Here is a 26,938-nt window from a genome sequence, read left to right as displayed (position 1 = left end):
GCGCGGGCGCTAGCCTATACGCGATTTTCGCCCGCCACGGCGTTTCTTCAAGCGGCTCGCGCGTGAAGGGAGTTCTTCTAGCAATTCTGCGCGTTCCTCATTGGACATGCGCCCCCAAGCCCCGATTTCCTCAATGCTACGCAGGCAGCCGGTGCAGATGCGCTCGGCCGGGTGGACGACGCATATGTTGATGCATGGGCTTTGCACCTCGTCGCGTTTCCAGATGTCGTCGCTCATGAGTTTGCCTTTATATGCCGGATGCGGTCCAGTGCTCCTTGCAAGATAAACCCTGCGGCGACGTGATCAATAACCTCTGAGCGACGTTTTCGTGATGTATCCGCCTCCAGTAAGGCCCGCTCGGCGGCGACGGTGGATAGGCGCTCGTCCCAAAAGGTGATCGGCGCGTCGGTCAGGCGTGACAGGTTGCGGGCAAAGGCACGGGTGGATTGCACACGCGGCCCCTCGGAGCCGTCCATGTTCAACGGCAGCCCCAGCACAATGCCGGCAATGGCGCGTTTTTCCATGATTGCCAGCAGGGCCGCCGCATCAACGCCAAACTTCTTGCGCTTGATGGTCTCTAGGGGGGTGGCCACGGACATAAAGCTGTCAGACACCGCCACACCCAATGTCACTGTCCCAAGATCCAGCCCGACAACCGGCTGCATAGGGGGCAGGGCGCTTACAAACTCGGTGATATCGTCGAAAATCTCGCCCATGTGGATATTGCCTGTGCAGCCTGCCTGTTTCCTAGCCACAGATAGGGGGAGAGGCACCATAAAGTCCACCGTTTGGCCTGCGCTTTTCACACACCCTTTTGCTTGCGTGTCGCAACTAGGCCAAGATATGCCGAAACCGACGGGACGCTGCACGCCAACCTGTCGCAAAACAGAAGGCAATACTGCCGCCCAAAGGGACCATTCGCTATGAAACGCTATTCCGCCTTTGCCATCGCCCGCGAGGCCGCTCGCTTTCATGCGGGCTGGGAACGCGCGTGGCGCTCGCCTACGCCTAAGAAGAAGTACAAAGTCATCGTGATCGGGGCAGGTGGGCACGGGCTGGCGACGGCTTACCACCTTGGCAAGAACCACGGCATCACCGATGTGGCGGTCATCGAGAAGGGCTGGCTTGGGGGCGGCAACACAGGGCGCAACACCACGATCATTCGCTCCAACTACCTGCAAGACCCGTCGGCGGCGATCTATGAGAAGGCGCGCTCCCTCTATGAGACCATGTCGCAGGATTTAAACTACAACGTCATGTTCTCCCCGCGCGGGGTGCTGATGCTGGCCCAAACCCACCACGAGGTGCGCGGCTACCAACGCACGGCCTATGCCAATGCGCTGCAAGGGGTGAAGACGGAATTCATCGGCCCTCAAAAGGTCAAGGAAATTTGCCCGATCATGAATATCGATGGCCCACGCTATCCCGTCATGGGGGGGCTGTGGCAGGAACGCGGCGGCACCGCGCGCCATGATGCTGTGGCATGGGGCTATGCGAGGGCGTGCTCTGACATGGGGATGGACATCATCCAGCAATGTGAGGTCACGGGCGTCCGACGAGACGGGGGCGAGGTCAAAGGTGTGACAACCACCAAGGGCGAGATCGACTGCGACAAGCTTTGCATCGTGGTCGCGGGCAACTCTAGTCATCTGGCCGAAATGGCGGGCTTCCGGCTGCCCATTGAATCCGTGGCCCTGCAAGCGCTGGTGTCCGAGCCGATCAAGCCGTGCATGGACATCGTGGTCATGGCCAATACCGTGCATGGCTACCTCTCCCAATCCGATAAGGGCGAGATGGTCATAGGCGGCGGCACGGACAGCCATAACAACTACACCCAACGCGGCTCCTTCCACCATGTGGAGGAAACGGTGCGCGCGCTCAATGAGACCTTCCCGATCTTGTCGCGCCTCAAGATGCTGCGCCAGTGGGGGGGGATTGTAGATGTCACAGGCGACCGCTCTCCCATCCTGTCCAAAACGCCGCTTGGCAACTGCTTCATTAATGCGGGCTGGGGGACGGGGGGCTTTAAGGCGATCCCGGGATCTGGTTGGGCCATGGCCGAATTGGTGGCGACTGGCCATTCCCCCCTCACGGCCGAGTTCGGGCTGGACCGCTTCAAAGAGGGCCGCTTCATCGACGAAAGCGTCGCCGCAGGGGTGGCGCACTAGTATGAATACGGCACTCTCAGCACAAACTGGCGCAAGCTGGGCCCGCATTTCGGCCAGCACTCGCCGAACTCCAGTGGGTAAATCAACCTATGTTGAACCGTATGAGGGTTCCGTCAACATGAAGGCCTCACCAAAGGAGGTACTACCATGTCTGACTATACCACTCAAAACGAAGGTCTCAGTACAACGGGCCTCGTGGTCGTTGTTGTTCTCATCGGCCTGTTTGTCATCGTGCTGGCTATGCTTAGCTCCGGCACAGTTGATGAGGGCGCTACAATGGCCGTCCCAGAACCCCTTGATGCGCCTATCGTCGTGCCTGCTGAGGACGATCGCTAACACGACCAATACAATCTCCTCCCATAAAGCTGAGCGGGTGTCTTTTATGGCGCCCGCTCTTTTTGCGTTTGACCAAAGGAATGCCCCATGCTGATCCTAGAATGCCCTTATTGCGGCGTGAAGGCTGAAGAGACTGAACTGCAGGCAGGCGGGCAAGCCCATGTGACGCGCGAAACCGTAGGCTCGGACGATGATGCCTTCGAGCAATACCTTTTCACCCGCGCAAACCCGCGCGGGGTTCATTTGGAGCGGTGGCGCCACGCAAACGGATGCGGCAAGTGGTTCCATGCGGCGCGTAGCACAACAACGCTCGAAGTCTACGGCACTTACTCCGCGCAAACCACCGAGCCACCCAAAGTCATTCTAGACGCCATAACGGCCAAACACCCCAATTGGCGCTATGAAGATTGGCTGGGCACGTCATGAGCTTATCATTGCTTCCTAAATACCTCCCCCGGAGGGTCCAACCCATCCGCGCAGACCAAGGCCTGAATACATGAGCACAAGACTATCCTCAGGCGGCCGCTTGCTGAATAAATCCAAGCAGGTCACCTTCCAGTTCAATGGCAAGACCCTCAAAGGCTTTGAGGGCGACACGCTCGCTTCCGCGTTGCTGGCCAATGACCAAATGCTCATGGGGCGCTCGTTCAAGTATCACCGCCCGCGTGGGGTGGTGGCCTCGGGGGCGGAAGAGCCCAATGGTTTGGTGAACCTCGGCCAAGGGGGTCAGTTCGAGCCCAACGCCCGCGTCACGACCACCGAGCTGTTCGAGGGTCTCACGGCGGAAAGCCAAAACCACTGGCCGTCGCTGGAATTCGACGTGGGCGTGCTCAACAACTACGCCTCTCGGATGATGCCCGCTGGTTTCTACTATAAAACCTTCATGGCTCCGGCTCCCGCATGGAAGCATGTCTTCGAGCCGCTCATTCGCCGCGCGGCCGGTTTGGGTAAGGCCCCAAAAGAGCGCGACGCGGATCGCTACGAGCATTTCTACGCCTTTGTTGATGTCCTCATCACCGGTGGCGGCATCGCGGGGCTTCAGGCGGCCAAGTCTGCGGGCGAGGCTGGGTTGAAAGTTCTATTGGTGGAGCAAACCGCCCATTGGGGCGGACGTGCGCCAGTCGATGGGGTTCAAATTGACGGCATTCCAGCGGAAGACTGGATCACCAACACGCTGCAAGCACTTGAGGGTATGGACAATGTCTCCATCCGCGCACGCACAATGGGCGCTGGGATATATGACCACGGCTATGCGCTGGCGTATGAGCGCCTTACCGATCACGCCCCGACCCAAGACCTGCCGCGTCACCGCCTGTGGCGCATTCGCGCTGGGCAAATCATCACCGCTACTGGCGCAATAGAGCGCCCGTTGGCCTTCGCCGGCAACGATATTCCGGGCGTGATGCTGGCCTCGGCCGTTCGCGATTATGCCACCAACTTCGGCGTCAGCGCTGGGGACCGCACGGTGGTGGTTACCAACAATGATGATGCCTACCGCACTGCCATCACGGTGAAGCAAGCGGGCCTAGACGTCCCCGTCATCCTAGATGCCCGTCCGCAAGGCGGCGGCGCTTTGGCGGATGAGGCGCGTGCGCTGGGCATTCGGGTCGAGACCGGCAAAGCCATCGCCAAGGTCAAAGGCTCCAAGCGCGTCACGGCCGTGGAAATCTGCGACCACGCGGGCGAGGGGAGCACGCTTGAGACCATTGAATGTGACGCGGTCGCCATGTCAGGCGGCTGGTCGCCGGTGGTGCATCTGTGGTCCCATTGCGGCGGCAAGCTGGTCTGGGACGACGCACAAGCGCACTTCAGGCCAGATCATGAGCGGCCTCCTCTGGGCGCAGATGGGACTGGCTTCGTGTCAGTCGTCGGCACCGCGGACGGCGAATTGAGCACAGGCGCATGCCTGAGCAACGCCGTGAAGCGCACGAATGAGGTCATCACAAAGCTCGGGAGCTTGCCCAAGCGCACCGCCGCACCAAATGCCACTGATGACGCGATGGCCCCCCTGATGCCGGTTTGGAAAATGCCGCAAGGGGCGGGCTACAAGTTGCGCTCCAAAATGTGGCTGGATTATCAGAACGACGTGAAGGTTTCAGACGTACAGCTCGCAGCCCAAGAGGGCTACGAGAGCGTCGAGCACGCCAAGCGCTACACCACCATCGGCATGGCGACGGATCAGGGGAAGTTGAGCAATATCAACGGGCTCGCGATCCTTGCTGATAGTTTAAACTCCCCAATCCCAGCGGTTGGCACAACGACCTTCCGCCCGCCTTACACGCCCATTTCCATGGGCTCTATCGGTGGCGAGGCCTCAGGCGAGTTGTTCCAGCCGATCAACAAAACCCCGCTGCATGCATGGGGCGAAGACAACGGCGCCGAGTGGGAACCCGTAGGCCATTGGCGCCGCGCCTATTGCTACCTGCGTGGCGATGAGAGCGTTGAGCAAGCGGTCCACCGCGAGGTCTTGGCCGTGCGCAACAGCCTTGGGCTGTTGGATGCCTCGACCCTTGGAAAGATCATCGTGAAGGGGCCTGATGCGGGCAAGTTCCTCGACATGATGTACACCAACATGATGTCCAACCTGAAGCCGGGCAAATGCCGTTACGGGTTAATGTGCACGGAAAACGGCTTCCTCACAGATGACGGCGTTGTGGCGCGGATTGATGACGACACATGGCTTTGCCACACCACCACCGGCGGGGCGTCGCGCATCCACGGGCATATGGAGGAGTGGCTGCAAACCGAATGGTGGGACTGGAAGGTCTACACCGTCAACGCCACCGAGCAATACGGCCAAATCGCCGTGGTTGGCCCCAATGCGCGCAAGGTGTTGGAGAAGTTGGGCGGCATGGATGTCTCCAAAGACGCGCTTGGCTTTATGGAGTGGAAGGAGGGCAAGATCGGCGAATTTGACGCGCGGGTCTTCCGTATTTCCTTCTCGGGGGAGCTGTCCTACGAGATCGCCGTGCCCGCCAGCCAAACCCGCGCCTTCTGGGATGCGCTACACGAGGCAGGGGCGGAGTTTGACGCCACCGCTTATGGCACCGAGGCGCTGCACATCCTGCGGGCCGAGAAGGGCTTTATCATGATCGGGGACGAGACGGATGGCACCATCATCCCGCAAGACCTTGGCCTGAACTGGGCCTTGTCCAAGAAGAAGGACGACTACTTAGGTAAGCGCGCACAGCAGCGTATCCACATGACCGACCCGAACCGTTGGCAATTGGTGGGCTTGGAGACCACCGATGGCTCAACCCTGCCGGATGGGGCCTACGCGGTGGCCGAGGGCGAGAACGCCAACGGGCAGCGCAACACACAAGGGCGGGTGACCTCCACCTACCATTCGCCAACGCTGAACAAGGGCATCGCGATGGGGCTGATCCTGAACGGGCCGGCGCGCATGGGCGAGCTGGTCGAATTCCCGATGCTTGATGGGACCAGCAAACATGCCAAAATCGTCAGCCCAGTATTCTATGATGCCGAAGGGGAGAAGCAAAATGTCTAATGCAGTCAGCGTCTTGAAGGGCGTATCTTCAGTAGGTTTTGCCACGGTCACAGAGATGGGATTGCGCGGTATGATCACGCTGCGTGGGGATTTGTCCTCGGCCAAGGTCGCGGGTGCGGTGAAGGCCGCCGTCGGCGCGGATGTCCCCGCGCCACGCATGTGCAATGGCGATGTCGCATGGATGTCACCGGATGAGTTGCTCATTATGTTGCCCTATGAGGAGGCGGTTAAGGTCACCTCAAACATCGCACAGGCACTGGCCGCAGAGCACGCCCTGGCGGTCAACGTCTCCGACGCCCGTGCTGTTTTCGCCATTGAAGGTGAGGGTGCGCGCGAGGTGCTCGCCAAGCTATCGCCAGTTGATCTGTCGCAGGAGGTTTTCACCATCGGCATGTTCCGCCGCACCCGATTGGCGCAGGCCGCAGTGGCGTTCTGGGCGCGGGGTGAGACGCGTTTCGAGTTGATTTGCTTCCGCTCGGAGGCGCAATATGTGTTCGATGTGCTGAGCATGTCGGCAAGCTCTGGATCCGAGGTGGATTTCTTTAAGCACTGAGGGATGATGTGACATAGTTTTCAATGCAGCCTTGACCCCGAGCCGCTGTGCGCTCACTTATGGCGCATAGATTTCTCACGTCCAAAAGGGGGCCCACATAATGGCTTTTGAACTTCCAGCTCTTCCGTACGCTCATGACGCATTGGCCGACAACGGCATGTCTAAAGAGACGTTGGAATACCACCACGACCTGCACCATAACGCCTATGTGACCAATGGCAACGCCGCCATCGCGGGCACCGAGTGGGAGGGCAAATCCCTCGAAGAGATCATCACCGGCACATATGATGCTTCGTCCGTTGCGCAAAATGGCATCTTCAACAACATCTCCCAGCTGTGGAACCACAACCAGTTTTGGGAAATGATGAGCCCGGGTAAATCCTCCATGCCATCCGAGCTGGAAGCGGCGTTGAAAGACAGCTTTGGTTCCGTTGAAGAGTTCAACAAGCAATTCTCCGCTGCGGGTGCTGGTCAATTCGGCTCCGGCTGGTGCTGGTTGGTGAAAGACACAGACGGCGGCTTGAAAGTGACGAAGACCGAGAACGGCGTGAACCCGCTGTGCTTTGGTCAAACTGCATTGCTGGGCTGTGACGTCTGGGAGCACTCCTACTACATCGACTTCCGCAACAAACGCCCTGTGTACCTGACCAACTTCCTGGACAACCTGGTGAACTGGGAAAACGTCGCCTCGCGCATGTAAGTGAACGTGATCTCAATGTGCGCAGGCGATGCCTGCGCGCGTGATGATTTAAAAGGGCCTACAAGCTGACGCTTGGAGGCCCTTTGGCTTTGTTGCAAATGTTGGCGAAGACGTGATTGGTGGAGTGGGTTGGTCTCTGGCATGAGTTTTTTGAGTATTTGTAACCAAATGGAGATTGACCATGCGCGTTTTGTTGAGTGCTGTTTTGAGCCTGTGGGCTGGAGTTGTGCAGGCGGATGTTGTTGCCCGCGAAGGCTGGGTCGTGGTGGAGACGTCAAAGTCCTATGATCAGCTGGTGAGTGACGTTAAGGCCTCCGTGAAAGCGAACAAGATGGGCGTGGTGACGCAAGCAGGTCCAACGGGGGCTGCACGGAGCCGTGGGATCACCATTCCGGGCAACCGAGTGATTGGCGTATTTAACAACGTCTATGCTGTGCGCGTTTTGGGGCTGTCTACCGCGGCGATGATTGAAGCACCGATCCGCATTTATGTGACCGAAACCGACGCCGGTGCGACTTTGAGCTACAAAACACCCTCCTTTGTCTTTGCACCCTATATGGAAGAAGCCGGTCCTGATTTGGGCGTGGCCGCGCAAGAATTGGACGTGGTGTTCAAAGCCATTGCCGACGCGGCCGCTGGTTGATAGCAGCTTAACTACGCCTCAAGGAGACATTTATGACGAGCCCAAAACGCGCCGCCGACTTACTTGCCGAGCGGCTTTATGAGGCCGGATGCCGTCATGCCTTTGGTATGCCGGGTGGTGAAGTTCTGACGATTGTAGATGCGTTGGAGAAGGCAGGGATCGAGTTTGTTTTGTGCAAACATGAGAACGCCGCGGGCTTCATGGCGGAAGGCGTGCACCACATGAATGGTGCGCCAGCTATCTTGGTCGCAACTGTTGGGCCCGGGGCGATGAACGGGATAAATTCGGTCGCCAACGCGCATCAAGAGCGTGTGCCGATGATTGTTCTGACCGGTTGCGTCGACCCAGATGAGGCTTTGACCTACACGCATCAAGTTTTGGATCATCGCCGTGTGTTTGATGAAATTACTAAGGCCACGTTTACCCTCACCGCCGAGGGCGCGGATATTGTGGCGGATAAGGCTGTGGGGATTGCCTGCGAAGGTCGCGGCGGGCCGGTGCATATTGACGTGCCGATTTCGGTTGCTGATACCATGGCCGCACCCAAGCTGCGCCGCCGTGTGCCAGCTAGCAAAACAGCACCTTCGGACGGAGATCTGGCATTGGCGCAGAGTTGGCTTGAGGCGGCGGAGCGGCCAGTTATCATCGCGGGATTGGACGTTATTTACGACGAAAGTGAAGGCGCACTTCTGCATTTCGCGCAGACCTATGGCGCGCCGGTAATTACGACCTACAAAGCCAAGGGCGTGATACCTGAGGCCCACGAGTTGTCTCTTGGTGGCGCGGGGCTGTCGCCCTTGGCGGACAAGCATCTTTTGCCGTTGGTGCGCCAAGCTGATTTGATCATTTGCGTAGGCTACGACCCGATTGAGATGCGCCCGGGCTGGCGCGAAGTTTGGTGCCCTGATGAGGTACGGGTGATAGACATCACGTCAGAGCCGAACCACCACTACATGCATCAAGCAGGCTTGAGCTTTATCTGTGACACAGGCGCGGCTTTGCAGGCCTTGACGGTGCAAGGTGTGGCGCAAGGTGTGGCGCGGAGCAGTTGGGTGGATGGTGAAGTGGAGGCGGTGAAAGCCGCACTTGGGAAGGCATTCCCGACAGATGACGAATGGGGTCCTGCAGCGGTGATCTCTGAGTGTCGTGATATGCTGCCTGCGGATACTGTTGCCACGGTGGACAGTGGCGCGCATCGGATTTTGCTGTCCCAGATGTGGACATGTGGCAGTGCGCGCAGTTTGTTGCAATCATCCGCCCTATGCACGATGGGCTGCGCCATGCCTTTGGCGATGGGGGCCAAATATGCCTCGCCTGAGCGCACGGTGGTTAGCTTTTCAGGCGACGCAGGCGCGCTGATGGTCGCGGGCGAGTGGTCCACGGCGAAGGAGCATGGGCTGAACACAATTTTTGTCGTGTTTGTTGACCGCTCCTTGGCGTTGATTGAGTTGAAGCAACGCCAACGACAGATGAAAAATGCGGGCGTGGATTTTATGGATCACGACTTTGCGGCAATCGGTCAGGCGTTTGGCGGGCAGGGGCACACCGTGACGACGCGCGCGGAGTTGCGTGCCGCGTTGACGGCGGCGCAAAGGGCCGACACGTTTACTGTGATCGCAGCAGTGATTGACCGAAAGGCCTATGACGGGCGCATTTAGGACCGAAGAATTTAGATTTTAATGCCTCCGGCGGAGGTATTTGTGAAGCAATGATGAGGGATCCTATGGCAGGTGCATTGGACGGGGTGAAGGTTTTGGACCTGAGCCGGATTTTGGCAGGACCGACCTGTTCGCAGCTATTGGGTGACTTAGGGGCTGAGGTTTGGAAGATCGAAAACCCCAGCTCTGACGGGGATGACACGCGCAAATGGGGACCTCCGTTTGCCGAGGATGCCGATGGCGCGCGCACAGATTTGTCGGCATATTTTATGTGCGCTAACCGCAACAAACTGTCTGTGGGGATAGACATCTCTACGCCGGAAGGGCAGGCGACCATTCATGAGCTGGCAGCGCAAGCCGATGTTGTTGTTGAAAATTTCAAGCCGGATGGGTTGAAGAAGTACGGGCTTGATCATGACAGCCTGCTAAAAGCGCATCCTCATTTGGTCTACTGCTCGATCACGGGATATGGCCAAACGGGGCCGAACCGCGACAAGCCGGGGTATGATCTGATGGCGCAAGGGTTTGGCGGCATTATGTCCCTAACAGGAGAGCCTGAAGGGCGCCCGATGAAGGTGGCCGTGGGCATCGCGGACGTGATGTGCGGCATGTATGCAACCGTCGGGATTTTGGCCGCGTTAAAGCATCGCGATGCGACGGGCGAGGGGCAGCATGTGGATTTGGCTTTGGTCGACAGCTCCATCGCTTGGACGATCAATGAAGGGGTGGCGTATCTAACCACTGGACAAGAGCGCAAGCGTCAAGGCAACGAGCATGCGACGATCGTACCTTACCAAACGGTTGAGACCGCGGACGGCCATGTGCTGATCGCGGTGGGCAATGACAGTCAGTATGAGCGGTTCTGCGAGTTCCTTGGTCGCCCTGATTTGGCGCAGAACCCCGATTTCGCAACCAATCCCGCGCGGATCACCAACCGTGTTAAATTGCTGAAGATCATCGAAGGTCTGATGGTTGAACGCACAACGCAAGAGATCGTTGACGGGTTGGAGGCGCGTAAAGTGCCTGTAGGGCCGGTGAATACGTTAGGGCAGATGTTTGCCTCGGATCAGGTGAAGGCCCGCGAGATGAAGATTGAGATGTCGCGTGATGATGTCGCGAATGATGCGGTGACGTTGATCGGGAACCCATTGAAGCTGTCGAAGACGCCAGTGACCTATCGACGCCCACCCCCGCATTTTGGCGAAGACACAGAGGCCGTATTGGGATGGCTAATGCGCCAGTCTAAAGATCAATAAGCGACATAAATATCTCGAGAATAGCAACCGTCGCCAAGCTCAGGCCCAAACCGCCTAAGCTTCCTTTGTCTTTGACGAAGACGCGCCAGCCGTACCACAAAAGGTAGCCTGCGCTTATGGCGGTGAGTGTCCATGGGCCAAACATGTTGCTGAAATATCCCTGTATTTTTGAGCTAAGTTTCGCCGAAAAAAGATGGCTCTTCGATCCATGCGGGTTTTCGTGATGAGAGCGTAGTGTATACTTAGGGATCATGAATCAAGTGGTTAATTAACCTACCGTAATATAGCGAGATTTCGCCTATTTTCCCCTTGAATGATGCTTTTCTGTTCACCTATGACCCACGTGCGCTCACGTATGCGTTATTGTGTGGATGGAACCGTTTACGGGTGGCATCTAATCGCTATCACGGAAGCTACGGGTAAATTCCCGCGTGGCAGAATCAAAGAAGGTATCCGCATGTATCAAGACGTATTCGGGCAAGACACCACCATCAACTCCCGTGACGCACTTGGGGCGTGGAACAATACGCTGATGGCGTTCATGTCGCATGGTGCCTCAACGCCCACCCATTTGGGCGAAACGCTGACGCTTGACCCAAACTTTGCCTTGGGCCACGCAGTGAAGGGGATGTTCTACCTTCTGCTAGGGCGTCGCGAACTGACCGACACCGCGCGCGAAGCACTGGGGCTGGCAGAAGCCGCAGCGCTGTCCAATGCGGTTACAGCCCGTGAGCAATCTTTTATAAACGCCTTGAAGGCTTTTTATGAAGGTACACTAACCCAAGCTATTCGGCATCTGGAAGATATTCTAGCGGTGCATCCCGCCGATACGTTGGCGATGAAGTTAAGCCATGCAATCCGGTTCGTCCTAGGGGACGGCGAAGGCATGCGCGCATCTGTTGAGGCCGTCATGGGCGCCTATGGCCCAGATCACCCCGGACGCGGCTACTTGATGGGCTGCCACGCCTTTTCCTTGGAGGAGACAGGTGAGTACGCCCGTGCCGAGACTGTTGGGCGCATGGGTTTGGTTGTTAGTCCTGACGATGCATGGGGCCTGCATGCCGTGGCCCACGTCTATGATATGACCTGCGACGCAGAAGGTGGATTGAAGTGGCTTGAGGGGCGCGACGCCGCTTGGGCGCATTGCAACAACTTCCGCTACCACGTGTGGTGGCACAAAGCCCTGATGCATTTGGACATGGGGCAGAACAAAGAAGTTCTGGCGCTCTATGATACGGAAATTCGCGCGGATAAAACCGACGATTACCGCGATATCTCCAACGCCACATCCTTGCTGTCTAGGTTGGAGCTGAACGGCGTGAATGTGGGCGACCGCTGGGAAGAGCTGGCGGACATCTCAACCAACAGAACCGAGGATGGCTGTCTGATCTTTGCCGACCTGCACTATTTGTTGGCGCTGATCGGCGGGTCGCGCAAGCAAGCGATTACAACCTTGATGGGGCGCATGCACCGTGATGCCAAGTCTTGCCGCAGCCAGATGGATCGGATCATGGCCTCTCCGGGGCTTAATGCGGCCGCTGGACTGGAAGCCTTTGGCGAGGCAGATTTTAAATCTGCATTCGTGAATTTGGCGCGAGCACGGAACTCCATGCAAAGCGCTGGCGGCTCGCACGCCCAACGTGATGTGTTTGAGCGCCTGACAATTGACGCTGGGATTCGTGCAGGCTTCTTGGACGAGGCCGAGACCATTTTGAAAGACCGGATGGGCAAGCGGGCAGGGCGGGAAGACAGCTATGCTGCTGCTCGTTTCTCGCTGATTTCGCAAGGTCGCGACGCTAGCTCTTGCGTGACAAGCGTCCCTGCGGAATAAGCGCGCATTAGAACTGGCGCAAAGAATATGACTATGGACTCAACCTCCCCTTTATCGCAGGCCTCACAAAGCTATGCCGCAAGCCCTGCGGCGTCTGGCACGTCTGGGGTCACGACGCGTGATCCGCGCTTGGACTTCTATCGCGGCATTGCCATGTTCATCATCTTGTTTGCCCACACGCCGGGCAACTTCTTTACCAGCTGGATTCCGGCGCGGTGGGGGTTCTCTGACGCGACGGAAATTTTTGTGTTCTGCTCTGGCATGGCCTCGGCTATTGCCTTTGGGCGGACATTCGATCGGGCCGGTTGGGTGCTTGGCACTGCACGGGTGTTCTACCGCGTCTGGCAGGTCTATTGGGCGCATATTTGCATGTTCTTCACCATCGCCATGATGATGGCATGGTGGGATAGCTTCGGCATTTTTGAGAAAACCTACATCAACTCCCTGAATCTTGTGCCGCTCTTTGAGGGGCGCACTGGCAACGCTACGGGCATCGTGACCACCACGGCAGACAATTTGGTCGGCCTGTTCTCGCTGCGCTACGTGCCGAACTATTTCGACATTTTGCCTATGTATATGGTGATCTTGGTGATGATGCCTGCGGTCATGGCGCTGAGCCGTATTAACCTGTGGTTGATGGCGGTTGTGATTGCCACCGTTTGGTTCTTCGCGCAACGCGGGGTGCTAGGTTGGATGGGCGTGGAACATCTGTGGCTAAGCCTTCCGGCGGAGCCATGGTCGGAGCGTCACTGGTTCTTCAACCCTTTTGGCTGGCAATTGGTCTTCTTTACCGGCTTTGCCTTCATGCGCGGCTGGATACCGGCCCCGCCGGTTAAGGTGTGGCTCATTGCGGTGGCCGTCGTGATTGTGTTGGCGAATGTGCCGTTGTCGAGCATCGGCATTCGGGCCGTCAACCGTGAATGGTTCGGAGCCTTCGACGGCAATCCAGTGATTCAATGGCGGGTGGCGAATAAGCCGTTCATCGATAAATCGTCGTTCGGGTTGCTGCGCTATGTGCACTTCTTGGCGGTGGCCTATCTGGCATGGGTCGCGGCGGGTGTCGGTGGGCACCGTCTTATCGCATCAGGAGGCTCCGCGCTGTCGAACGCATGGGGCATGCTGGTCAAGATCATTATGCGGGTAGGGCAGCAAAGCCTTGCAGTCTTTGTGTTCTCTATGGTGTTCGCACGCATCTCCGGCTTTGTGATGGACCAGATTGGACGTGAAACCGCTACTGTAGTATTGGTTAACTTTGTTGGCGTCGGAGCATTGATCACGGTTGCTTACTTTGTAGGCTGGATCAAAGGGGCACCTTGGAAACCTAAGAAAGGTGCCGTTAAATGAGCCTGTCTCGCCGCTCCTTTCTAACGATGCTCGGCGCAGCTGCGATTGCTGGTCCTGCCTCTGCATTGCCGGTGTTCAAAAGCGAGGCCGTGCCGTTCTCGGTCGATTGGTTCAAATCAGAGGCCAAACGGCTGGCCGCAGAGACCTATGCACCAATGGCCGAAGTGCCCGAGTCATGGAAAAACCTCAGCTACGACCAATACAAAGCGTTGGTCTTCGATACTGGCAAGGCATTGTGGTCCGACACAGATCGCGCGTTTCAGATGGATTTCTTCCATCCGGGGCTCTACTTTCCACGCCCGATTGAAATCAACATCGTCGAGGGTGATAGCGCCCGCACCTTAGGGTTCGATCTGTCGTTGTTTACCCGGTTTGAGCAGTTCCCCGCAGAGCTGGTGGATGGGGCCGATGATCGCGCCCTTGGCTATTCCGGCCTACGTTTGCGTCATGAGTTGACCAAGCCTGGGAAATTCGAAGAGTTCATGGTTTTCCAAGGTGCGAGCTATTTTCGCGCTATTGGTACGGGGCAAAACTACGGCTTGTCTGCGCGTGGTTTGGCGCTGAATACGGCTGATGCTGATGGGGAGGAGTTCCCCGAGTTTACAAGGTTCTGGGTCGAAACCCCGACGGACGACGCCACAACAATCATTGTGCATGCATTGCTCGATAGCCCCTCGACCACTGGGGCCTACAGCTTCTATATCACGCCGGGCCTGCCTGCTGAGGTAAGGGTTGAAGCAACGCTGTACCCACGCACCGAGTTGGATCACGTGGGCATTGCGCCACTGACATCGATGTTTTTGTTCGACCAGACCAACCGCAGCCGCTTCGACGACTTTCGCGATGCCGTGCATGACAGCGAAGGTTTGCTGGTCTGGAACGGCGCGGGAGAGATGCTGTGGCGGCCATTGGCCAATCCGGCTGAATTGCAAGTGTCGAGCTTTGTTGACGAAAACCCACGCGGCTTCGGTCTGATGCAACGCGCCCGCCACGGCGAAGACTTCGCAGACCTAGAGGCATTTTACCACAACCGCCCGTCGCTTTGGATTATGCCGAAGGAAGGCTGGGGCAAAGGCGCTGTCACCTTGGTGGAGATCCCGTCTGACAAGGAAATTTACGACAACATCGTGGCCTATTGGCGCCCACGCGAGCCGATGGCCGCAGGCTCCGAGCATAGTTTTAACTATGACATGAGATGGGGCGGTGAGCCTGAAGATAAGCGCTCTGTGTCGCGGGTTCTCAACAGCCGTATCGGTAAAGGTTACGACAAAAAGACAGCCTATGTGATCATGGCGATTGATTTTGCCGACCACGAGGTGTTCAACGGAAACCTAGACGACATTACCCGCTTTATCAGCGCCAACCGTGGCACGGTGAGTGAGGGCGTGTTGCAACGCAACCCGGGCACTGGCGGGGTGCGCTTGGCGTTCAGGTTCACGCCCGGTGATGTGGGCTCCGCGGAGCTGCGCGTGCAACTGGTCAAAGACGGGAAGTCGCTAACCGAAGTGTGGCTGTACAGGTGGACTGCTTGACCGCTCATGGAAACATAGCGCTCATGCCGCCGCAGCAACCTTTGGCGTTTCCTGTGCAGGATTTGTCGTCGAAATACCTTGATGGTTCAGCGCCGGAATTGGTCTCCAACCCCAAAACACGGATGTGGCGTCTGGCCACGTTTTTACCCGCGCTGATCACAACCGGAGGGCTGATCGCGGCCTTCACTGATTGGTTCGCTATGGGGGGGTTGTCTATTTTCGAGGGGCTTTTGATTGCCTTGATTGCCTGCACATTCTTCTGGATTTCGCTGTCAGTTTCGACCGTGACGGTGGGTTTGTTTAACATGATGCGCCCGCGCGCCGTCAGCTCCAATGAGCCCGCGCCGCGCCAGAACGTGGCTTTGGTCGCACCGATTTATAACGAGGTTCCTTGGGATGTGTTCGGCAACGCCCACGCCATGTTGGAGCAGTTGGACGGCGCAGATCACCCACACAGCTATACATTGTTTGTGCTGTCAGACACCCGATCCGACGAGATCGCGGAGCAAGAATTGCGCGCCTTCGCCAACTTGCGCGACAACCTGCCGGATCACATCCACATTCACTACCGAAGACGCCTTGAGAACACGGATCGAAAGGTCGGCAATCTTGCCGATTGGGTAGAGCGTTGGGGTGGGGGCTATGATGCGATGTTGGTGCTGGACGCCGACAGCTTGATGTCCGCCAAGGCGATCATCAGCTTGACGGACGAATTGGCGCATGACCCCTCCGCTGGGTTGATCCAAAGCTTCCCGCAACTGTTCGGTGCGGAGACATTGTTTGGCCGTGTGCAGCAGTTTTCCAACACGATTTACGGTGCCGCTTTGGCGGAAGGTTTGGCAAGGTGGGTTGACCATGATGGCAACTACTGGGGCCACAATGCGATCATCCGCACGGCTGCATTTGCCAGCTGCGCAGGGTTGCCGCGGTTGGATGGCTTCCGCTCCAAAGGGGCGCTGATCCTGAGCCATGATTTTGTTGAGGCCGGCCTTTTGCGTCGTGCCGGTTGGGGCGTGCGGTTTGTGCCGCAAGTCAAAGGCAGCTACGAGGAGGTCCCCGCGACCTTGATCGACTATGTGCTGCGGGACCGTCGCTGGTGTCAGGGCAACTTGCAGCATTTGAAAATTCTGGGCTCTAAGGGCTTTCATCCGGTGACGCGCTTTCATCTGTTTCATGGGGCTATGGGGTATTTGTTGTCGCCCGCATGGTTCGCGCTTCTGACAGTATGGGCGCTGATCGGTAAGGGGGAGGAAGCCAACGTCATCCGCTACTTCACCGGTGAAAATCCGCAGGTTTCTTGGCCGGAAATGAGCCATGTTAGCAACGTCGCGATCCTTGTTTTCATGTATGGGATGTTGCTGGCACCCAAGGTCTTGGGGGCGGTTGCACTGTTAAGTTCAGGTCCGTCCTTGCGCGACTTGGGCGGGGCGGCGCAGTTTGCTTTATCATTTGTGACTGAGATCATCGTCTCGGTGCTCTATGCCCCCATTTTGATGGTGCAGCAGAGCATCGCCGTGGCGCGAACTTGGATTGGCTATACGGAAAGCTGGACCCCGCAAGCGCGACAAGGGGGCCACTACTCGTTTTGGACGGTCATGAAGTTCCACGCGGTGGAAACAACCGTTGGCCTGTTGTTGATGGCGGGTGCTTATGAGGGGCTGATCACGCTTTGGCTGATGCCGATCACCATATCCTTGCTCTTTGCGGTGCCGTTGTCGTTGATCAGCGGGGCGAAGCTCACGCGGTTCAAATGGACCTCTCGACAGCTCGGAACTGCCGAAGTGTTCAACGCCCCTGAGATCATTACCAACGCCAAGCGTGAGCGCTCCCGTATGCGCGCGGCTTTGGAAGATGCTGAAAGCATGCCAGCGGAGTAGGTACTACTCGAGGCTCTCGAACCAATCCATTGCCATCGTTGACCACCCTTTAGGAATGCCGTGCGCACCTTGGTGCAGAACGAATTCTAGGCTGCCGTTCTCGCAGGTTTCCCATTTACGCCGCCAAAAGTCGCCGGACGTCTCAAAAGTGTCCGCGCGCATGCCAGCACAATTGTTGGTTTCGCGCCATATTTGCATGCCTTGGAACACGTCACCTTGATGGATCACGCCGTTGCGCAAGGGCCGGCCCTCTAGGGGCACAGTTTTGTCGCGCCAGCCGTGGGTGTGCAGCAGGTCAACGGGACCTTCGCAGGAATCCATCGCAGGGTGGGGGCGCCAGAAGCTGCCAGCAACAGGCGCGTAGGCACGGGCCACATCAGGCGCGTCGCAGGCAAGATAGGACGCCATGGAGCCGCCGATGGAGAAGCCGCCCAGAAGGATGCGGTCGCGGTCAATGCCGTGGTTTTCCACCGCGTCATCGATCACCGCGCGAATGAATTCGATTTCGTCTCGTTGTTGTGGGCGGTCGGGGTGGAAGGACCAGCCTGTGCCAAACCGGCCGGGCCGATCCATGCCGTTGGGACCAATTACCGCGTAGCCGCGCTCCAGCATTGGGCCACCCATTCGCAAGATGCCAGTGCCTTTGCCGCCAGCGCCATGCAAGAACAGCACGGCCGGAACAGGGCCTTCGGCATTGTCTGGGGTGTTGATGTGGTAGCTTCCCTGATCAATTTCGCAGGGGGTTTCAGCATCCCCGCAAGCCAATGCGGGGGATGTCAGAGCGCAAAGCGCAGCGGCAATGTACTTCATTTTACGACAGGTAAACCTCGTTTCAACCAACCAGGGCCGGCTGCGGAGCCAAGCATGCCTTCTGGGACATCGATGATATTGGTGAAGCCCGCTTTTTGCAGCTGATTGCTCACTCGAGCGGAGCGTACGCCGCGCGCACAAATCAATGCGACGGGAACGTCCGTTTTGCCGCCGGTGATTTTCAGCAATGCGTCGGTGAAGTCCTTGCGACGCAAATCTAAGCGTTGTGCACCTTCACCAGACCCGGTCTTTTTCCACTCATCAGGGCGACGAATGTCGATCAACGTGATGTCGCCAGCCACAGCTTGGTTGTGCGCCGTTGGTGCATCGAGGGCGGTCGCCGCAGACGCCTCGGTGATGATCGAATAAAAGACGTTCTGACCACCAGCGGCATAGAGTGCGCCGCCGCCGCCGACAACGATTGCGCCGCCTGTCAGAAACTTACGTCTGGATAATTTGGCCATTAACTTTCTCCTAGGGCATATTTAGCGACGATTTCGGCCGCAACCTCGGGTGAGACAATCGGGGGCACCAAGGTCAACAGCTTGCCGTTCTCGTCCAGCAGGTACAAAAAACTGCCGTGGGAATAGACGGGGCCATATTCGGGGTCAAAGAAGACCTCTTCGGTTTCGACCTGATAGGCGTCATAGGCAACTTGCAACTGCTCAGCGGAGCCTGTCAGCCCGATGAAATCTTCGTGGTGCTTAACCAACGCAGGGCCAATGGTGTCGACCGTATCGCGGACCGGATCGACGGTGATCATGACCGGCGTTACCGCGACCCCTTGATCTGCCACCGCATCGGCGACCTGCGCCATCAAGGGCAGGACCGCAGAGCAGATTTCTTGGCAGTTTGCGTAGCCAAAGAACAGCAGTTGTGGCTGCCCTTTGGGGTCTGCTTGCGTGCGAAGCTCGCCGGTCTGATTGACCAGTTCAAAGTCGCCGCCCAAGTTAAAGGGCAGCGGTAATTGTTGCGCGAGAGCAGGAACGCAAAACGCCGTCGCCAGAGCGGCTAGGGCATAACGCATCATTCGTAAGCCTGCTTAATGGCCACGGCGTCGGTCTCAAGCCCAAGGCCGAAGTAGCCGGATTCCGCGATAATCGCGTTAACCCGTGGATCGCGGCGGAACCACGGGCCCTTACCCTTGGCTTCAGGATACTTTACCGCCCAATCCTTGCTCCATGTATTGGCCTTCACCCATTCCTCGGCGCCGGCTTCACGGATCTTTTGGACTTGGTAAATGTTTGTCGCACCTTTGATGTCTTCGTCTTCAATCAACAGGCCGTCCACCTCGACGGCTTTCCCGCAGTAGGGCAGCAGGTCAATCGACGCGCCTTGGAAGCCGCCTTGGGTGTTCTTGTTCGGGAAGATCAGAACGTCATCCTTGGCGCGCAGCAGGCCAAGTTGGCGGTGGCCGTTTCCGCAGTTGTCAGCGCAATCGCCGGTGATTTCGCAGGTTATGTCGACCACCTTGGCCTCGAAAAACGCGGGGCTTTCGGCATATAGGTTCCAGCTTTTGGCGGTGGAGCCTTCAGAGAAGTCGGCGGCGGCGGCAGGGCTGGCGGCCATCAGGGCCATTGCAATAATGCGTTTCATCTATCCGGCTCCTATCGTGCAGCTTTTGGAACAGCGAAGTTTGGCACGACGCCATAATCTTCGTGGTTCAGGTTGGTGATGCCGTGATCTGTGATCACCTCTTCCACGACCAGGTAGTTCAACCCGTCGCGCTTGTAGAGCATGCCGTCGGCAGTGATCTCGTGAGAGGCAAGGCTCAGGTTGGTGTTGCCGGACGCATTTTGGTCATCGCCATTGATCTTGAGGACCATATAGACCTCACCGTCTTCGCCCAGAAGCCCCACAGGGATGCCACCGGCCGAGCACCAGAGCGCGCAGGTGTGATGTGCAGATCCCGTTACCGCGTCTGGCCCACCCATGACGCCGGAGAAGTAGCACCAAGTGTCGATGATTTCGCCGGTGATCTGGATGCGTTCGCCTTCAGACGCGCTGGCGGGTGCTGCCAAACCTAACGCGATCAGCGGCGCCGAGAGTAATGTGGTGAGCTTCATGAGACCTGTCCTGTGATGATTCCTTAGTCTCAGCCTAGCAAAAATGGACCAAGTGAGGGCATCACATCTTGTTCAGATGTCAAATTATGAGGGAGGGCAGGGGATTTAGGTATTTATGAAGCAGTGATGGGATTACCGAAACGCGCCACTTAAGTGTTGGGTAAGCTCCGTGACGGTGGGAGCGACGGTCACGAAATCAAGCAGACTTTGGTCTGCAAATCCCTGATCCACGACATGCGTATTTAACGTCACCAAAGGGTCCCAATAGCCGTTTGTGTTCAGCAGGTAGATAGGTTTGTCGTGCAGTCCAAGTTGCCGCCATGTCAGGACCTCGTAGAATTCGTCCAACGAGCCCGCACCGCCTGGCATCACCACAATGGCGTCGGAATTCATATACATAACCTTTTTACGCTCATGCATCGTCTCGGTGATGATGAAGGTATCGAGGTCGCGCTTGCCAACCTCGCGCTCGAACAGGTGAGTGGGGATGACGCCAAAGGTCTCGCCGCCGGCCTCTTGCGTCGCTTGTGCCACAGCGCCCATCAAGCCGACGTCGCCGGCACCGTATACAAGTCTCCAATGGTTCTTGGCCAAGGACGTCCCTAAGTCTAGAGCTGCCTGCTTATAGGCCGGATCTGTTCCGAAGCGGGATCCGCAGTAGACGCAGACGGATTTGGTGGAGGACATTGTAAGCTCCTAACGGATATGTGGCTTTGCCTTGTTCTATGGCTGCTGCTACGTTGCGACAACGCCTTTTTAGCGAGGCTGGGGGAGAAGGAATTCTAAGACATGGCCATTTGGTCTAAAATGGGGCTCAGTGGCCCCGCTGCCGCGGCTGGAACCGCAGCCGTTATCGTCATAATTGGCGGGACATATTTGATTACGCAGCAAGGCGCACCAGAACCTGACGCTGCCAATGAAGCCGCAAACGAAAGCGTCGCGGTAGGTGTTGCGACGCCATCCCCGCAAGAGGGCGCGGTGGATGAGGGTGCTGTGGTTGAGGCTGAGCAATTGGCCGAGGCTGAGCAAGTGGCTGAACCCGAGCCAGAGCCAGAGGCTGTAGCGGAAGCCGCGATTGAGTCCGAAGTTGAAGTGGTGCCAGATCAAGAACCAGCTTCCAAAGCCGAAGCCGAAGCCGAAGCCGAAGCCGAAGCCGAACCGGAGGAGGTTGAAACCGCGGAGGTCGCGCCTGAACCTGATACACCTGATACACCTGATACACCTGATGTGCCATCCGTGACACCTCCGGCGTTTGATGTCGTTCAGGTCGCCCCCGATGGCGGCGGTGTCATCGCAGGAACCGCTGAGCCAGGTCATGATGTCGTGTTCTTGCTCGATGGCTCCGAGATTGCGCGTGGGAAGGCCGACGCGTCCGGTAAATTTGGCATTTTGCTGGATTTCCCTGCATCTGACACCCCGCGCGCATTATCCATCGTTGCTGAGGCTGCGGATGGAACTCAAGTTGCCTCTGAAGCGACGGTTTTGATTTCTCCGGTTAGGGTTCCCGAACCTGAGCCTGAGCCAGAGGCTGTAGCGGAAGCCGTGATTGAGCCCGAAGTAGAAGCGACGCCAGATCAAGAATCTGCTTCCGAGGCTGAAGCCGAACCGGTGTCCGAGGCTGAAGCCGAACCGGTGGAAGTCGAAACTGCGGAGGTCGCGCCTGAACCCGAGGCTGAGCCCGAACGCGCCCCCGATGCCCCAGCCGTTGTTTTAGCAGACAACACTGGTGTTTCGGTGTTGCAGCCTGCGCCGCGCCCCTCTGCGCCTCAGCTAGAAGAAGGCGCGCCGGTTGTGGAGAATGTGGTGATCGACACGATCACCTATGATGCAATTGGCGATGTCGCCCTGGCGGGACGCGGGGCCTCGCAAGGCTTTGTGCGGGTCTATTTGAACGACCAACCGGTGAAGACAAGCCGCATCGAGGATGATGGGGCTTGGGAGGCTCCATTGCCGAACGTCGACGCCGGCGTCTACCGGTTGCGCGTGGATGAAGTCGATGCGGATGGTGTTGTAACCAGCCGCGTGGAGACACCGTTCCAACGGGAAGCGCCGGAGGTGGCGACGGCCAACCCGCAAACTGCGACTGCGGTCACTGTTCAGCCGGGCTTCACGCTTTGGGCGATCGCCCGTGATCGCTTTGGGTCCGGTGAGCAATATGTGCGGGTCTATGAGGCCAACCGTGACCTGATCCGTGACCCCGACTTGATCTATCCGGGTCAGGTCTTCGCGTTGCCTGAAGGCTGAATAAGCGGCATGGGGAGGGGCGGTGCTTCTATCGCCCCATCCCAGACATTAGGTTTGGGTCATGTAATCGCGCGTCAGCGGGACGCCGTCGCGTTTGTGGGCCAGTTGAAAGTGGTAGACCGCTTGCATCTGGTGCTCAAATGCGAGGATGCACACCGTCAGATAGTACTCATACATGCGAACGAACCGCTCGTCATAGGTGGCGCGGATCTCGTCGATATTTGCCTCAAACCGATCCCGCCAGTGCCGAATGGTCTTGGCATAATGTAGCCGCCAAACCTCGATGTCTGTTTGCCAAAGGCCGGAGCGTTCCATCGCAGGGGCCAACTCGGACAATGAGGGCACGTAGCCGCCTGGAAATATGTATTTATTGATCCAAGAGGAATGCGCCATCGGCGGCGCTGATCGTCCAATCGAGTGGATCAATGCCACGCCGTCAGGGTCCAGCAGCTCGGCCACGCGCCCAAAGTAGGTGTCAAAGTTGGGAACGCCGACATGTTCCAACATCCCCACGGATACGATCCGGTCAAATGTTCCCTTGGTGTGCCGATAGTCTTCGAGGTGGAATTGCGCTGACCCTGAAAGCCCTTCGGCCTCTGCACGCCTTTTGGCTGTGGCCAGTTGGTTTTCACTTAATGTAATGCCTGTGACCTCGCAGCCGTAATCGCGGGCCAAGGTCAGGGCCATGCCGCCCCAGCCGCAGCCGATATCAAGGACGCGCATTCCTGGCTCCAACCGCAGCTTGGCGGCAATATGCGCTTTCTTGGCGGCTTGCGCCTGTTCCAGCGTCATGTCGGGTTCGCGAAAGTAGGCGCAGGAGTACTGCATGTCATCGTCGAGAAACATCGCGTAAAGCTTGTCGGACAGGTCGTAGTGATGGGCCACGTTTTTGCGCGAAGCTTGTGGGGCGTTGCGTTGTATGAACCGGCGAAGGTGAAACCGCGCGCGGTTGGCCGTTAGCATCCATGAGGGCAAGCTGCCCATGAAGCGGTTGCGAATGATGATCTCCAACACCTCGTCCAAGGTGCAGTCTTTTGGCACTATCCGCTGATCCATGTAGCCTTCGCCGAGTCCCAGATCGGGGTTCAGGATGAGGGTACGCATGATTTCTGGGTCAGAGATGACGAGATGCGCATGGGCGCCAGTGTCTGGTCCATAGTCGCAGGTGTCGCCGTCAGGGTAGGTGACGCTCAACCGATCAGCCACCATCATTTCGGTTAGAAACCTGTCGAGAAGATTACGCCACATATTCACGTCCTATCGTTGCATTCTAAGACGTAGCTGAGCGCCAAATTGAGGAGCGGTCAACCTCTCGTATCTGTTTGTGAACTTATGTCAGTGTTTGGGACGATGGCTGGCTGATTGGTCGCGGTGATGCAGCTGAAAGCTTGGGCGTTTTTCCAGGGGATTGCGCTTCAAATTGGGGCATAGCCATCTCGATAGGGCCACCAGCGCGCATTGTGCGCCAGAAAACGGTGTTTATGCGTTTAGGGTACTGGTTCTTCCGCAGGCTGCTCTCTAAGTTGTGATCCTAGCCTGAGAAGAAAGCCCTCCATCAATGGTTACCGAAGTATCCGACGCCCGAATGCAGCAAGACCTACGCAAAGATGGCTTCCATGTTGTGCGCAAAGTCGTGCCCTACCTTTGGCCCGAGGATCAGTCATGGGTGAAGCGACGCGTGGTGATTGCGGTGATGTTCCTTGTAGCGTCCAAGATCATCGCGGTGGGAACGCCCGTGTTCTACAAGGGTGCGGTGGATGCGCTATCCGGCGATGCAAGTGACGCGGGCTGGATGCTGGCCTTGGGCGCAGTGGGGCTAACCGTGGCCTACGGCGTCGCTCGGGTTATGAATATCGGGTTCCAGCAGATGCGCGATGTGGTCTTTGCCCTTGTGGGCCAGCGGGCGTTGCGGATGCTGGCGCTTGAGACCTTCGTGCATATTCACCGCCTGTCCATGCGCTACCATATCACCCGCAAAACTGGCGGCCTTAGCCGCATTGTGGAGCGCGGGGTGAAGGGTGTCGAATTCCTGCTACGTTTCTTGCTGTTCTCAATTGGGCCGCTGATCTTAGAGCTGTTGATGATCGCAGTGGTTTTGGCTTTTGTGTTTAGTATCTGGTACTTGGTCGCCGTAGTTGTCACGATAGCTTTGTATTCGTGGTTCACATTCGCGGTCACCGAATGGCGGGTGAAAATCCGCAAGCAGATGAATGATCAAGACACGGACGCCAACCAGAAGGCCATCGACAGCCTGCTGAACTTCGAGACGGTCAAATACTTTGGCGCGGAAAAGCGCGAGGCGGCGCGCTACGACGGCGCGATGGAGGGCTATGTGGCGGCGGCGCTGAAGACCTCCTATTCGCTGGCGTTTCTGAACTTCGGGCAAGCGGTGCTGATCACCGCAGGCTTGGTCACGGTGATGGTGCTGGCGGCCATGGGGGTGCAAGACGGCACCCTGACGGTGGGCGACTTTGTGATGGTGAACGCCTATATGATCCAGATTACCATGCCGCTGAACTTCCTTGGCACGGTCTACCGCGAAATTCGCCAATCCTTGGTCGACATGGCTGAAATGTTTGACCTGCTGGAGCAGCCCGCCGAAGTAAACGACAGCCACGACGCCAAGCCTTTGAAAGTCACTGACGGGGCGGTGCGTCTAGACGGCGTCCATTTTGGCTATGACGCGGAACGCCCCATTTTGAAAGGCGTGTCGCTGGAGGTCCAAGCGGGGCAAACTGTTGCCATTGTCGGGCCGTCCGGCTCGGGGAAATCCACCATCGGGCGCCTGTTGTTCCGCTTTTATGACGTGAACGGCGGCGGCTTGTCGATTGACGGGCAAGATGTGCGCGACGTGACCCAAGAAAGCCTGCATGACGCCATCGGCGTGGTGCCTCAAGACACGGTGCTGTTCAACGACACGATCCTCTACAACATCGCCTACGGCAAAGCAGGGGCCACCCGCGCCGAGATCGAAGGGGCGGCCAAGGCGGCCAAAATCCACGACTTCATCATGGAGCTGCCCGAAGGCTATGAGACCGCCGTGGGCGAGCGTGGCCTGAAGCTATCGGGGGGCGAGAAGCAGCGCGTGGGCATCGCACGCACCTTGCTCAAAAATCCGCCGATATTGCTGCTGGACGAGGCCACATCTGCCTTGGACACGGAGACCGAGGCCGACATCCAAGCCTCATTGCAAGAGATGTCGCAAGGCCGCACGACGATCACCATCGCGCACCGTTTGTCTACGATTGCTGACGCGGACTTGATTGTGGTTTTGGAAAACGGGGTGGTGGCGGAGCAGGGGACGCATGAGGAGTTGTTAGCACGCGATGGGCGCTACGCGTCGCTTTGGCACCGCCAACTCGCAGAGGATGCTGACGCGGCCTAGATAGTCGCGCGGAGCTGAGGACGCCATGTCGATCAAAATATGCGCTCTCGCGAACGTGTCTTGAACCTAAACCTATGTGGGCGCCTAAACGGGGCACAAGTTATAAAGCCGCAAGTAGGGACCAGTAGAACTATGACGAAGACAGTTAAAACCAGCGCAATCACCTTCACGCTTGCGCTGTCGTCATTTGCGTTCGAGGCCAAGGCCGACACGTGCGGCGCGGCGGATAATCCTTGCGAGATTGAGAGTGGGACTTACCACATGTCACTGCCCGAGGGGGAACCTCGGGGGGCAGTGGTGTTGCTGCATGGTGGAGGTGGGCGTGGTCGCGGTTTGCTCAAGACGAATATGGCCCGTAGGGCTTTGGCGCGGGGCTTCGTATTTGTTGCACCGAACGGTGAACATCCTACGGCGCGCTTTCCCAACAATTGGGCCGTGCGCGCGGATAACTTTGGTCATGAGAAAGACGACATCGCGTTTCTGAATGACGTGATGGATCACGTCGCGCAGACCCAAGGTGTGGACCGATCACGGATGCTACTTTCAGGGTTCTCCCGAGGGGGATCCATGGTCTGGGACGTCGCCTGTTTCGCCCCAAAAATCGCGCGTGCATATGCGCCATCTGCTGGCGCGTTCTGGGATACATTGCCCGCATCTTGTGAAGGCCCTGTGGACCTATTTCATACGCACGGCTGGAACGATCGCACGGTCCCCTTAGAGGGCAGGCCGTTATGGGACGGGGCGGTGGCGCAAGGTGATGTGTGGCAAAGTATGCAAATCCTGCGCGAGGCAAACGGATGCACGAGCCGTCAGCCGTCACGCTCCGCAGTTGAAGGTGAGCGGTGGTTCAAGCATTGGGAAGACTGCACCTCTGGTCGCATTGATTTGATGCTGCATTCGGGTGGTCACGGCTCGCCCTCTGATTGGGCCCCGAGGGTGCTTGACTGGTTTGATGCCCGCCTTGAGGAGCCAGAGCCAAACTGAGCAGTGTTCAATGCCTGCTTGGTTTGCCCCTGAACTCATAGGC

The 26,938-nt window shown here is 57.7% G+C and carries 26 protein-coding genes; 16 read left to right on the top strand and 10 right to left on the bottom strand.

Features of this window, described 5'->3' with window-relative positions; all coding sequences use genetic code 11:
- Positions 1 to 9 precede the first annotated feature (9 nt).
- Both ABJN86_RS10990 and ruvX read right to left on the bottom strand, forming a co-directional pair.
- The gene (locus ABJN86_RS10990; RefSeq protein WP_348367080.1) at positions 10 to 237 is read right to left on the bottom strand and encodes a DUF1289 domain-containing protein; all 228 of its coding nucleotides are present in this window, start codon (positions 235 to 237) and stop codon (positions 10 to 12) included.
- The gene (ruvX, locus tag ABJN86_RS10985) at positions 234 to 716 is read right to left on the bottom strand and encodes a Holliday junction resolvase RuvX (RefSeq protein WP_348367079.1); all 483 of its coding nucleotides are present in this window, start codon (positions 714 to 716) and stop codon (positions 234 to 236) included. The genes ABJN86_RS10990 and ruvX overlap by 4 nt, the downstream gene beginning before the upstream one ends.
- A gap of 207 nt (positions 717 to 923) precedes the next feature.
- Here ruvX and ABJN86_RS10980 point away from each other — a divergent pair, with 207 nt between their 5' ends.
- From ABJN86_RS10980 to ABJN86_RS10940, 9 genes are all read left to right on the top strand, one after another.
- Positions 924 to 2,168 carry a sarcosine oxidase subunit beta family protein gene (locus tag ABJN86_RS10980; protein ID WP_348367077.1) on the top strand — a complete coding sequence of 415 codons (1,245 nt, stop codon included), beginning with the start codon at positions 924 to 926 and terminating at the stop codon, positions 2,166 to 2,168.
- A 147-nt stretch (positions 2,169 to 2,315) separates the two neighbouring features.
- Positions 2,316 to 2,504, top strand: a complete 189-nt coding sequence (locus tag ABJN86_RS10975; RefSeq protein ID WP_348367075.1) for a hypothetical protein — start codon at positions 2,316 to 2,318, stop codon at positions 2,502 to 2,504.
- A gap of 87 nt (positions 2,505 to 2,591) precedes the next feature.
- Positions 2,592 to 2,930 carry a sarcosine oxidase subunit delta gene (locus ABJN86_RS10970; RefSeq protein ID WP_348367074.1) on the top strand — a complete coding sequence of 113 codons (339 nt, stop codon included), beginning with the start codon at positions 2,592 to 2,594 and terminating at the stop codon, positions 2,928 to 2,930.
- A gap of 70 nt (positions 2,931 to 3,000) precedes the next feature.
- Positions 3,001 to 6,012: a sarcosine oxidase subunit alpha family protein gene (locus ABJN86_RS10965; protein WP_348367073.1), complete on the top strand. Its 3,012-nt coding sequence runs from the start codon at positions 3,001 to 3,003 to the stop codon at positions 6,010 to 6,012.
- Complete coding sequence (locus tag ABJN86_RS10960) at positions 6,005 to 6,565, top strand: sarcosine oxidase subunit gamma family protein (RefSeq protein WP_348367071.1); 561 nt, start codon at positions 6,005 to 6,007, stop codon at positions 6,563 to 6,565. The genes ABJN86_RS10965 and ABJN86_RS10960 overlap by 8 nt, the downstream gene beginning before the upstream one ends.
- A 100-nt stretch (positions 6,566 to 6,665) precedes the next feature.
- Complete coding sequence (locus ABJN86_RS10955) at positions 6,666 to 7,265, top strand: superoxide dismutase (RefSeq protein ID WP_348367070.1); 600 nt, start codon at positions 6,666 to 6,668, stop codon at positions 7,263 to 7,265.
- A 181-nt stretch (positions 7,266 to 7,446) separates the two neighbouring features.
- A complete protein-coding gene (locus ABJN86_RS10950) occupies positions 7,447 to 7,908 on the top strand; it encodes a DUF302 domain-containing protein (protein ID WP_348367069.1) in 462 nt (153 codons plus the stop codon).
- A gap of 32 nt (positions 7,909 to 7,940) precedes the next feature.
- Positions 7,941 to 9,566 (top strand): thiamine pyrophosphate-binding protein, encoded by a 1,626-nt coding sequence (locus tag ABJN86_RS10945; RefSeq protein WP_348367067.1) that lies wholly within the window; start codon positions 7,941 to 7,943, stop codon positions 9,564 to 9,566.
- 65 nt (positions 9,567 to 9,631) lie between these two features.
- Positions 9,632 to 10,822 carry a CoA transferase gene (locus ABJN86_RS10940; RefSeq protein ID WP_348367065.1) on the top strand — a complete coding sequence of 397 codons (1,191 nt, stop codon included), beginning with the start codon at positions 9,632 to 9,634 and terminating at the stop codon, positions 10,820 to 10,822.
- Here the strand turns inward: ABJN86_RS10940 and ABJN86_RS10935 are convergent.
- Positions 10,809 to 10,967 carry a hypothetical protein gene (locus ABJN86_RS10935; protein ID WP_348367064.1) on the bottom strand — a complete coding sequence of 53 codons (159 nt, stop codon included), beginning with the start codon at positions 10,965 to 10,967 and terminating at the stop codon, positions 10,809 to 10,811. The genes ABJN86_RS10940 and ABJN86_RS10935 overlap by 14 nt on opposite strands.
- 312 nt (positions 10,968 to 11,279) lie before the next feature.
- On the opposite strand from ABJN86_RS10935, the gene ABJN86_RS10930 reads away from it, so the two are divergent.
- Genes ABJN86_RS10930 through mdoH form a run of 4 tightly spaced genes read left to right on the top strand, consistent with a single transcriptional unit; the run spans position 11,280 to position 17,406 of the window.
- A complete protein-coding gene (locus ABJN86_RS10930) occupies positions 11,280 to 12,653 on the top strand; it encodes a tetratricopeptide repeat protein (RefSeq protein ID WP_348367062.1) in 1,374 nt (457 codons plus the stop codon).
- 27 nt (positions 12,654 to 12,680) lie between these two features.
- Positions 12,681 to 13,997, top strand: a complete 1,317-nt coding sequence (locus ABJN86_RS10925) for an OpgC domain-containing protein (RefSeq protein ID WP_348367060.1) — start codon at positions 12,681 to 12,683, stop codon at positions 13,995 to 13,997.
- Positions 13,994 to 15,529 carry a glucan biosynthesis protein G gene (locus ABJN86_RS10920; RefSeq protein WP_348367058.1) on the top strand — a complete coding sequence of 512 codons (1,536 nt, stop codon included), beginning with the start codon at positions 13,994 to 13,996 and terminating at the stop codon, positions 15,527 to 15,529. The genes ABJN86_RS10925 and ABJN86_RS10920 overlap by 4 nt, the downstream gene beginning before the upstream one ends.
- Positions 15,526 to 17,406, top strand: a complete 1,881-nt coding sequence (gene mdoH, locus ABJN86_RS10915; RefSeq protein WP_348367057.1) for a glucans biosynthesis glucosyltransferase MdoH — start codon at positions 15,526 to 15,528, stop codon at positions 17,404 to 17,406. Before ABJN86_RS10920 ends, mdoH begins: the two co-directional genes overlap by 4 nt.
- A 3-nt stretch (positions 17,407 to 17,409) precedes the next feature.
- On the opposite strand, the gene ABJN86_RS10910 is transcribed toward mdoH, so the two are convergent.
- The 6 genes from ABJN86_RS10910 to ABJN86_RS10885 all read right to left on the bottom strand — a co-directional run bounded on the left by ABJN86_RS10910 (position 17,410) and on the right by ABJN86_RS10885 (position 20,969).
- On the bottom strand, positions 17,410 to 18,216 hold the full coding sequence (locus ABJN86_RS10910; RefSeq protein ID WP_348367055.1) for an alpha/beta fold hydrolase: 807 nt from the start codon (positions 18,214 to 18,216) through the stop codon (positions 17,410 to 17,412).
- On the bottom strand, positions 18,213 to 18,680 hold the full coding sequence (locus ABJN86_RS10905) for a rhodanese-like domain-containing protein (RefSeq protein WP_348367053.1): 468 nt from the start codon (positions 18,678 to 18,680) through the stop codon (positions 18,213 to 18,215). Before ABJN86_RS10905 ends, ABJN86_RS10910 begins: the two co-directional genes overlap by 4 nt.
- A complete protein-coding gene (locus ABJN86_RS10900) occupies positions 18,680 to 19,246 on the bottom strand; it encodes an SCO family protein (protein WP_348367052.1) in 567 nt (188 codons plus the stop codon). The genes ABJN86_RS10905 and ABJN86_RS10900 overlap by 1 nt, the downstream gene beginning before the upstream one ends.
- Positions 19,243 to 19,812: a hypothetical protein gene (locus tag ABJN86_RS10895; protein ID WP_348367050.1), complete on the bottom strand. Its 570-nt coding sequence runs from the start codon at positions 19,810 to 19,812 to the stop codon at positions 19,243 to 19,245. The genes ABJN86_RS10900 and ABJN86_RS10895 overlap by 4 nt, the downstream gene beginning before the upstream one ends.
- Before the next feature lie 11 nt (positions 19,813 to 19,823).
- The gene (locus tag ABJN86_RS10890; RefSeq protein ID WP_348367049.1) at positions 19,824 to 20,282 is read right to left on the bottom strand and encodes a hypothetical protein; all 459 of its coding nucleotides are present in this window, start codon (positions 20,280 to 20,282) and stop codon (positions 19,824 to 19,826) included.
- A gap of 132 nt (positions 20,283 to 20,414) precedes the next feature.
- Positions 20,415 to 20,969 (bottom strand): TIGR00730 family Rossman fold protein, encoded by a 555-nt coding sequence (locus ABJN86_RS10885; RefSeq protein WP_348367047.1) that lies wholly within the window; start codon positions 20,967 to 20,969, stop codon positions 20,415 to 20,417.
- Between the two features lie 102 nt (positions 20,970 to 21,071).
- Here ABJN86_RS10885 and ABJN86_RS10880 point away from each other — a divergent pair, with 102 nt between their 5' ends.
- The gene (locus tag ABJN86_RS10880; RefSeq protein WP_348367045.1) at positions 21,072 to 22,526 is read left to right on the top strand and encodes an Ig-like domain-containing protein; all 1,455 of its coding nucleotides are present in this window, start codon (positions 21,072 to 21,074) and stop codon (positions 22,524 to 22,526) included.
- A 48-nt stretch (positions 22,527 to 22,574) separates the two neighbouring features.
- On the opposite strand, the gene ABJN86_RS10875 is transcribed toward ABJN86_RS10880, so the two are convergent.
- On the bottom strand, positions 22,575 to 23,774 hold the full coding sequence (locus ABJN86_RS10875; RefSeq protein ID WP_348367044.1) for a cyclopropane-fatty-acyl-phospholipid synthase family protein: 1,200 nt from the start codon (positions 23,772 to 23,774) through the stop codon (positions 22,575 to 22,577).
- A 310-nt stretch (positions 23,775 to 24,084) separates the two neighbouring features.
- On the opposite strand from ABJN86_RS10875, the gene ABJN86_RS10870 reads away from it, so the two are divergent.
- On the top strand, positions 24,085 to 25,911 hold the full coding sequence (locus ABJN86_RS10870) for an ABC transporter ATP-binding protein/permease (protein ID WP_348367042.1): 1,827 nt from the start codon (positions 24,085 to 24,087) through the stop codon (positions 25,909 to 25,911).
- A 132-nt stretch (positions 25,912 to 26,043) separates the two neighbouring features.
- The gene (locus ABJN86_RS10865) at positions 26,044 to 26,895 is read left to right on the top strand and encodes a polyhydroxybutyrate depolymerase (protein WP_348367040.1); all 852 of its coding nucleotides are present in this window, start codon (positions 26,044 to 26,046) and stop codon (positions 26,893 to 26,895) included.
- The last annotated feature ends 43 nt before the right edge of the window (positions 26,896 to 26,938 follow it).

Source organism: Litoreibacter sp., assembly GCF_039974535.1.
GTDB lineage: Bacteria > Pseudomonadota > Alphaproteobacteria > Rhodobacterales > Rhodobacteraceae > Litoreibacter.
The sequence above is the reverse complement of the archived record's forward strand: the minus strand, read 5'-3'. Positions and strand labels throughout refer to the sequence as shown.

Coding starts and splice junctions, on each gene's coding strand:
- ABJN86_RS10990 (WP_348367080.1), bottom strand. CDS start 237: ATGAGCGACGACATCTGGAAACGCGACGAGGTGCAAAGCCCATGCATC.
- ruvX (WP_348367079.1), bottom strand. CDS start 716: ATGGGCGAGATTTTCGACGATATCACCGAGTTTGTAAGCGCCCTGCCC.
- ABJN86_RS10980 (WP_348367077.1), top strand. CDS start 924: ATGAAACGCTATTCCGCCTTTGCCATCGCCCGCGAGGCCGCTCGCTTT.
- ABJN86_RS10975 (WP_348367075.1), top strand. CDS start 2,316: ATGTCTGACTATACCACTCAAAACGAAGGTCTCAGTACAACGGGCCTC.
- ABJN86_RS10970 (WP_348367074.1), top strand. CDS start 2,592: ATGCTGATCCTAGAATGCCCTTATTGCGGCGTGAAGGCTGAAGAGACT.
- ABJN86_RS10965 (WP_348367073.1), top strand. CDS start 3,001: ATGAGCACAAGACTATCCTCAGGCGGCCGCTTGCTGAATAAATCCAAG.
- ABJN86_RS10960 (WP_348367071.1), top strand. CDS start 6,005: ATGTCTAATGCAGTCAGCGTCTTGAAGGGCGTATCTTCAGTAGGTTTT.
- ABJN86_RS10955 (WP_348367070.1), top strand. CDS start 6,666: ATGGCTTTTGAACTTCCAGCTCTTCCGTACGCTCATGACGCATTGGCC.
- ABJN86_RS10950 (WP_348367069.1), top strand. CDS start 7,447: ATGCGCGTTTTGTTGAGTGCTGTTTTGAGCCTGTGGGCTGGAGTTGTG.
- ABJN86_RS10945 (WP_348367067.1), top strand. CDS start 7,941: ATGACGAGCCCAAAACGCGCCGCCGACTTACTTGCCGAGCGGCTTTAT.
- ABJN86_RS10940 (WP_348367065.1), top strand. CDS start 9,632: ATGGCAGGTGCATTGGACGGGGTGAAGGTTTTGGACCTGAGCCGGATT.
- ABJN86_RS10935 (WP_348367064.1), bottom strand. CDS start 10,967: ATGTTTGGCCCATGGACACTCACCGCCATAAGCGCAGGCTACCTTTTG.
- ABJN86_RS10930 (WP_348367062.1), top strand. CDS start 11,280: ATGTATCAAGACGTATTCGGGCAAGACACCACCATCAACTCCCGTGAC.
- ABJN86_RS10925 (WP_348367060.1), top strand. CDS start 12,681: ATGACTATGGACTCAACCTCCCCTTTATCGCAGGCCTCACAAAGCTAT.
- ABJN86_RS10920 (WP_348367058.1), top strand. CDS start 13,994: ATGAGCCTGTCTCGCCGCTCCTTTCTAACGATGCTCGGCGCAGCTGCG.
- ABJN86_RS10910 (WP_348367055.1), bottom strand. CDS start 18,216: ATGAAGTACATTGCCGCTGCGCTTTGCGCTCTGACATCCCCCGCATTG.
- ABJN86_RS10905 (WP_348367053.1), bottom strand. CDS start 18,680: ATGGCCAAATTATCCAGACGTAAGTTTCTGACAGGCGGCGCAATCGTT.
- ABJN86_RS10900 (WP_348367052.1), bottom strand. CDS start 19,246: ATGATGCGTTATGCCCTAGCCGCTCTGGCGACGGCGTTTTGCGTTCCT.
- ABJN86_RS10895 (WP_348367050.1), bottom strand. CDS start 19,812: ATGAAACGCATTATTGCAATGGCCCTGATGGCCGCCAGCCCTGCCGCC.
- ABJN86_RS10890 (WP_348367049.1), bottom strand. CDS start 20,282: ATGAAGCTCACCACATTACTCTCGGCGCCGCTGATCGCGTTAGGTTTG.
- ABJN86_RS10885 (WP_348367047.1), bottom strand. CDS start 20,969: ATGTCCTCCACCAAATCCGTCTGCGTCTACTGCGGATCCCGCTTCGGA.
- ABJN86_RS10880 (WP_348367045.1), top strand. CDS start 21,072: ATGGCCATTTGGTCTAAAATGGGGCTCAGTGGCCCCGCTGCCGCGGCT.
- ABJN86_RS10875 (WP_348367044.1), bottom strand. CDS start 23,774: ATGTGGCGTAATCTTCTCGACAGGTTTCTAACCGAAATGATGGTGGCT.
- ABJN86_RS10870 (WP_348367042.1), top strand. CDS start 24,085: ATGGTTACCGAAGTATCCGACGCCCGAATGCAGCAAGACCTACGCAAA.
- ABJN86_RS10865 (WP_348367040.1), top strand. CDS start 26,044: ATGACGAAGACAGTTAAAACCAGCGCAATCACCTTCACGCTTGCGCTG.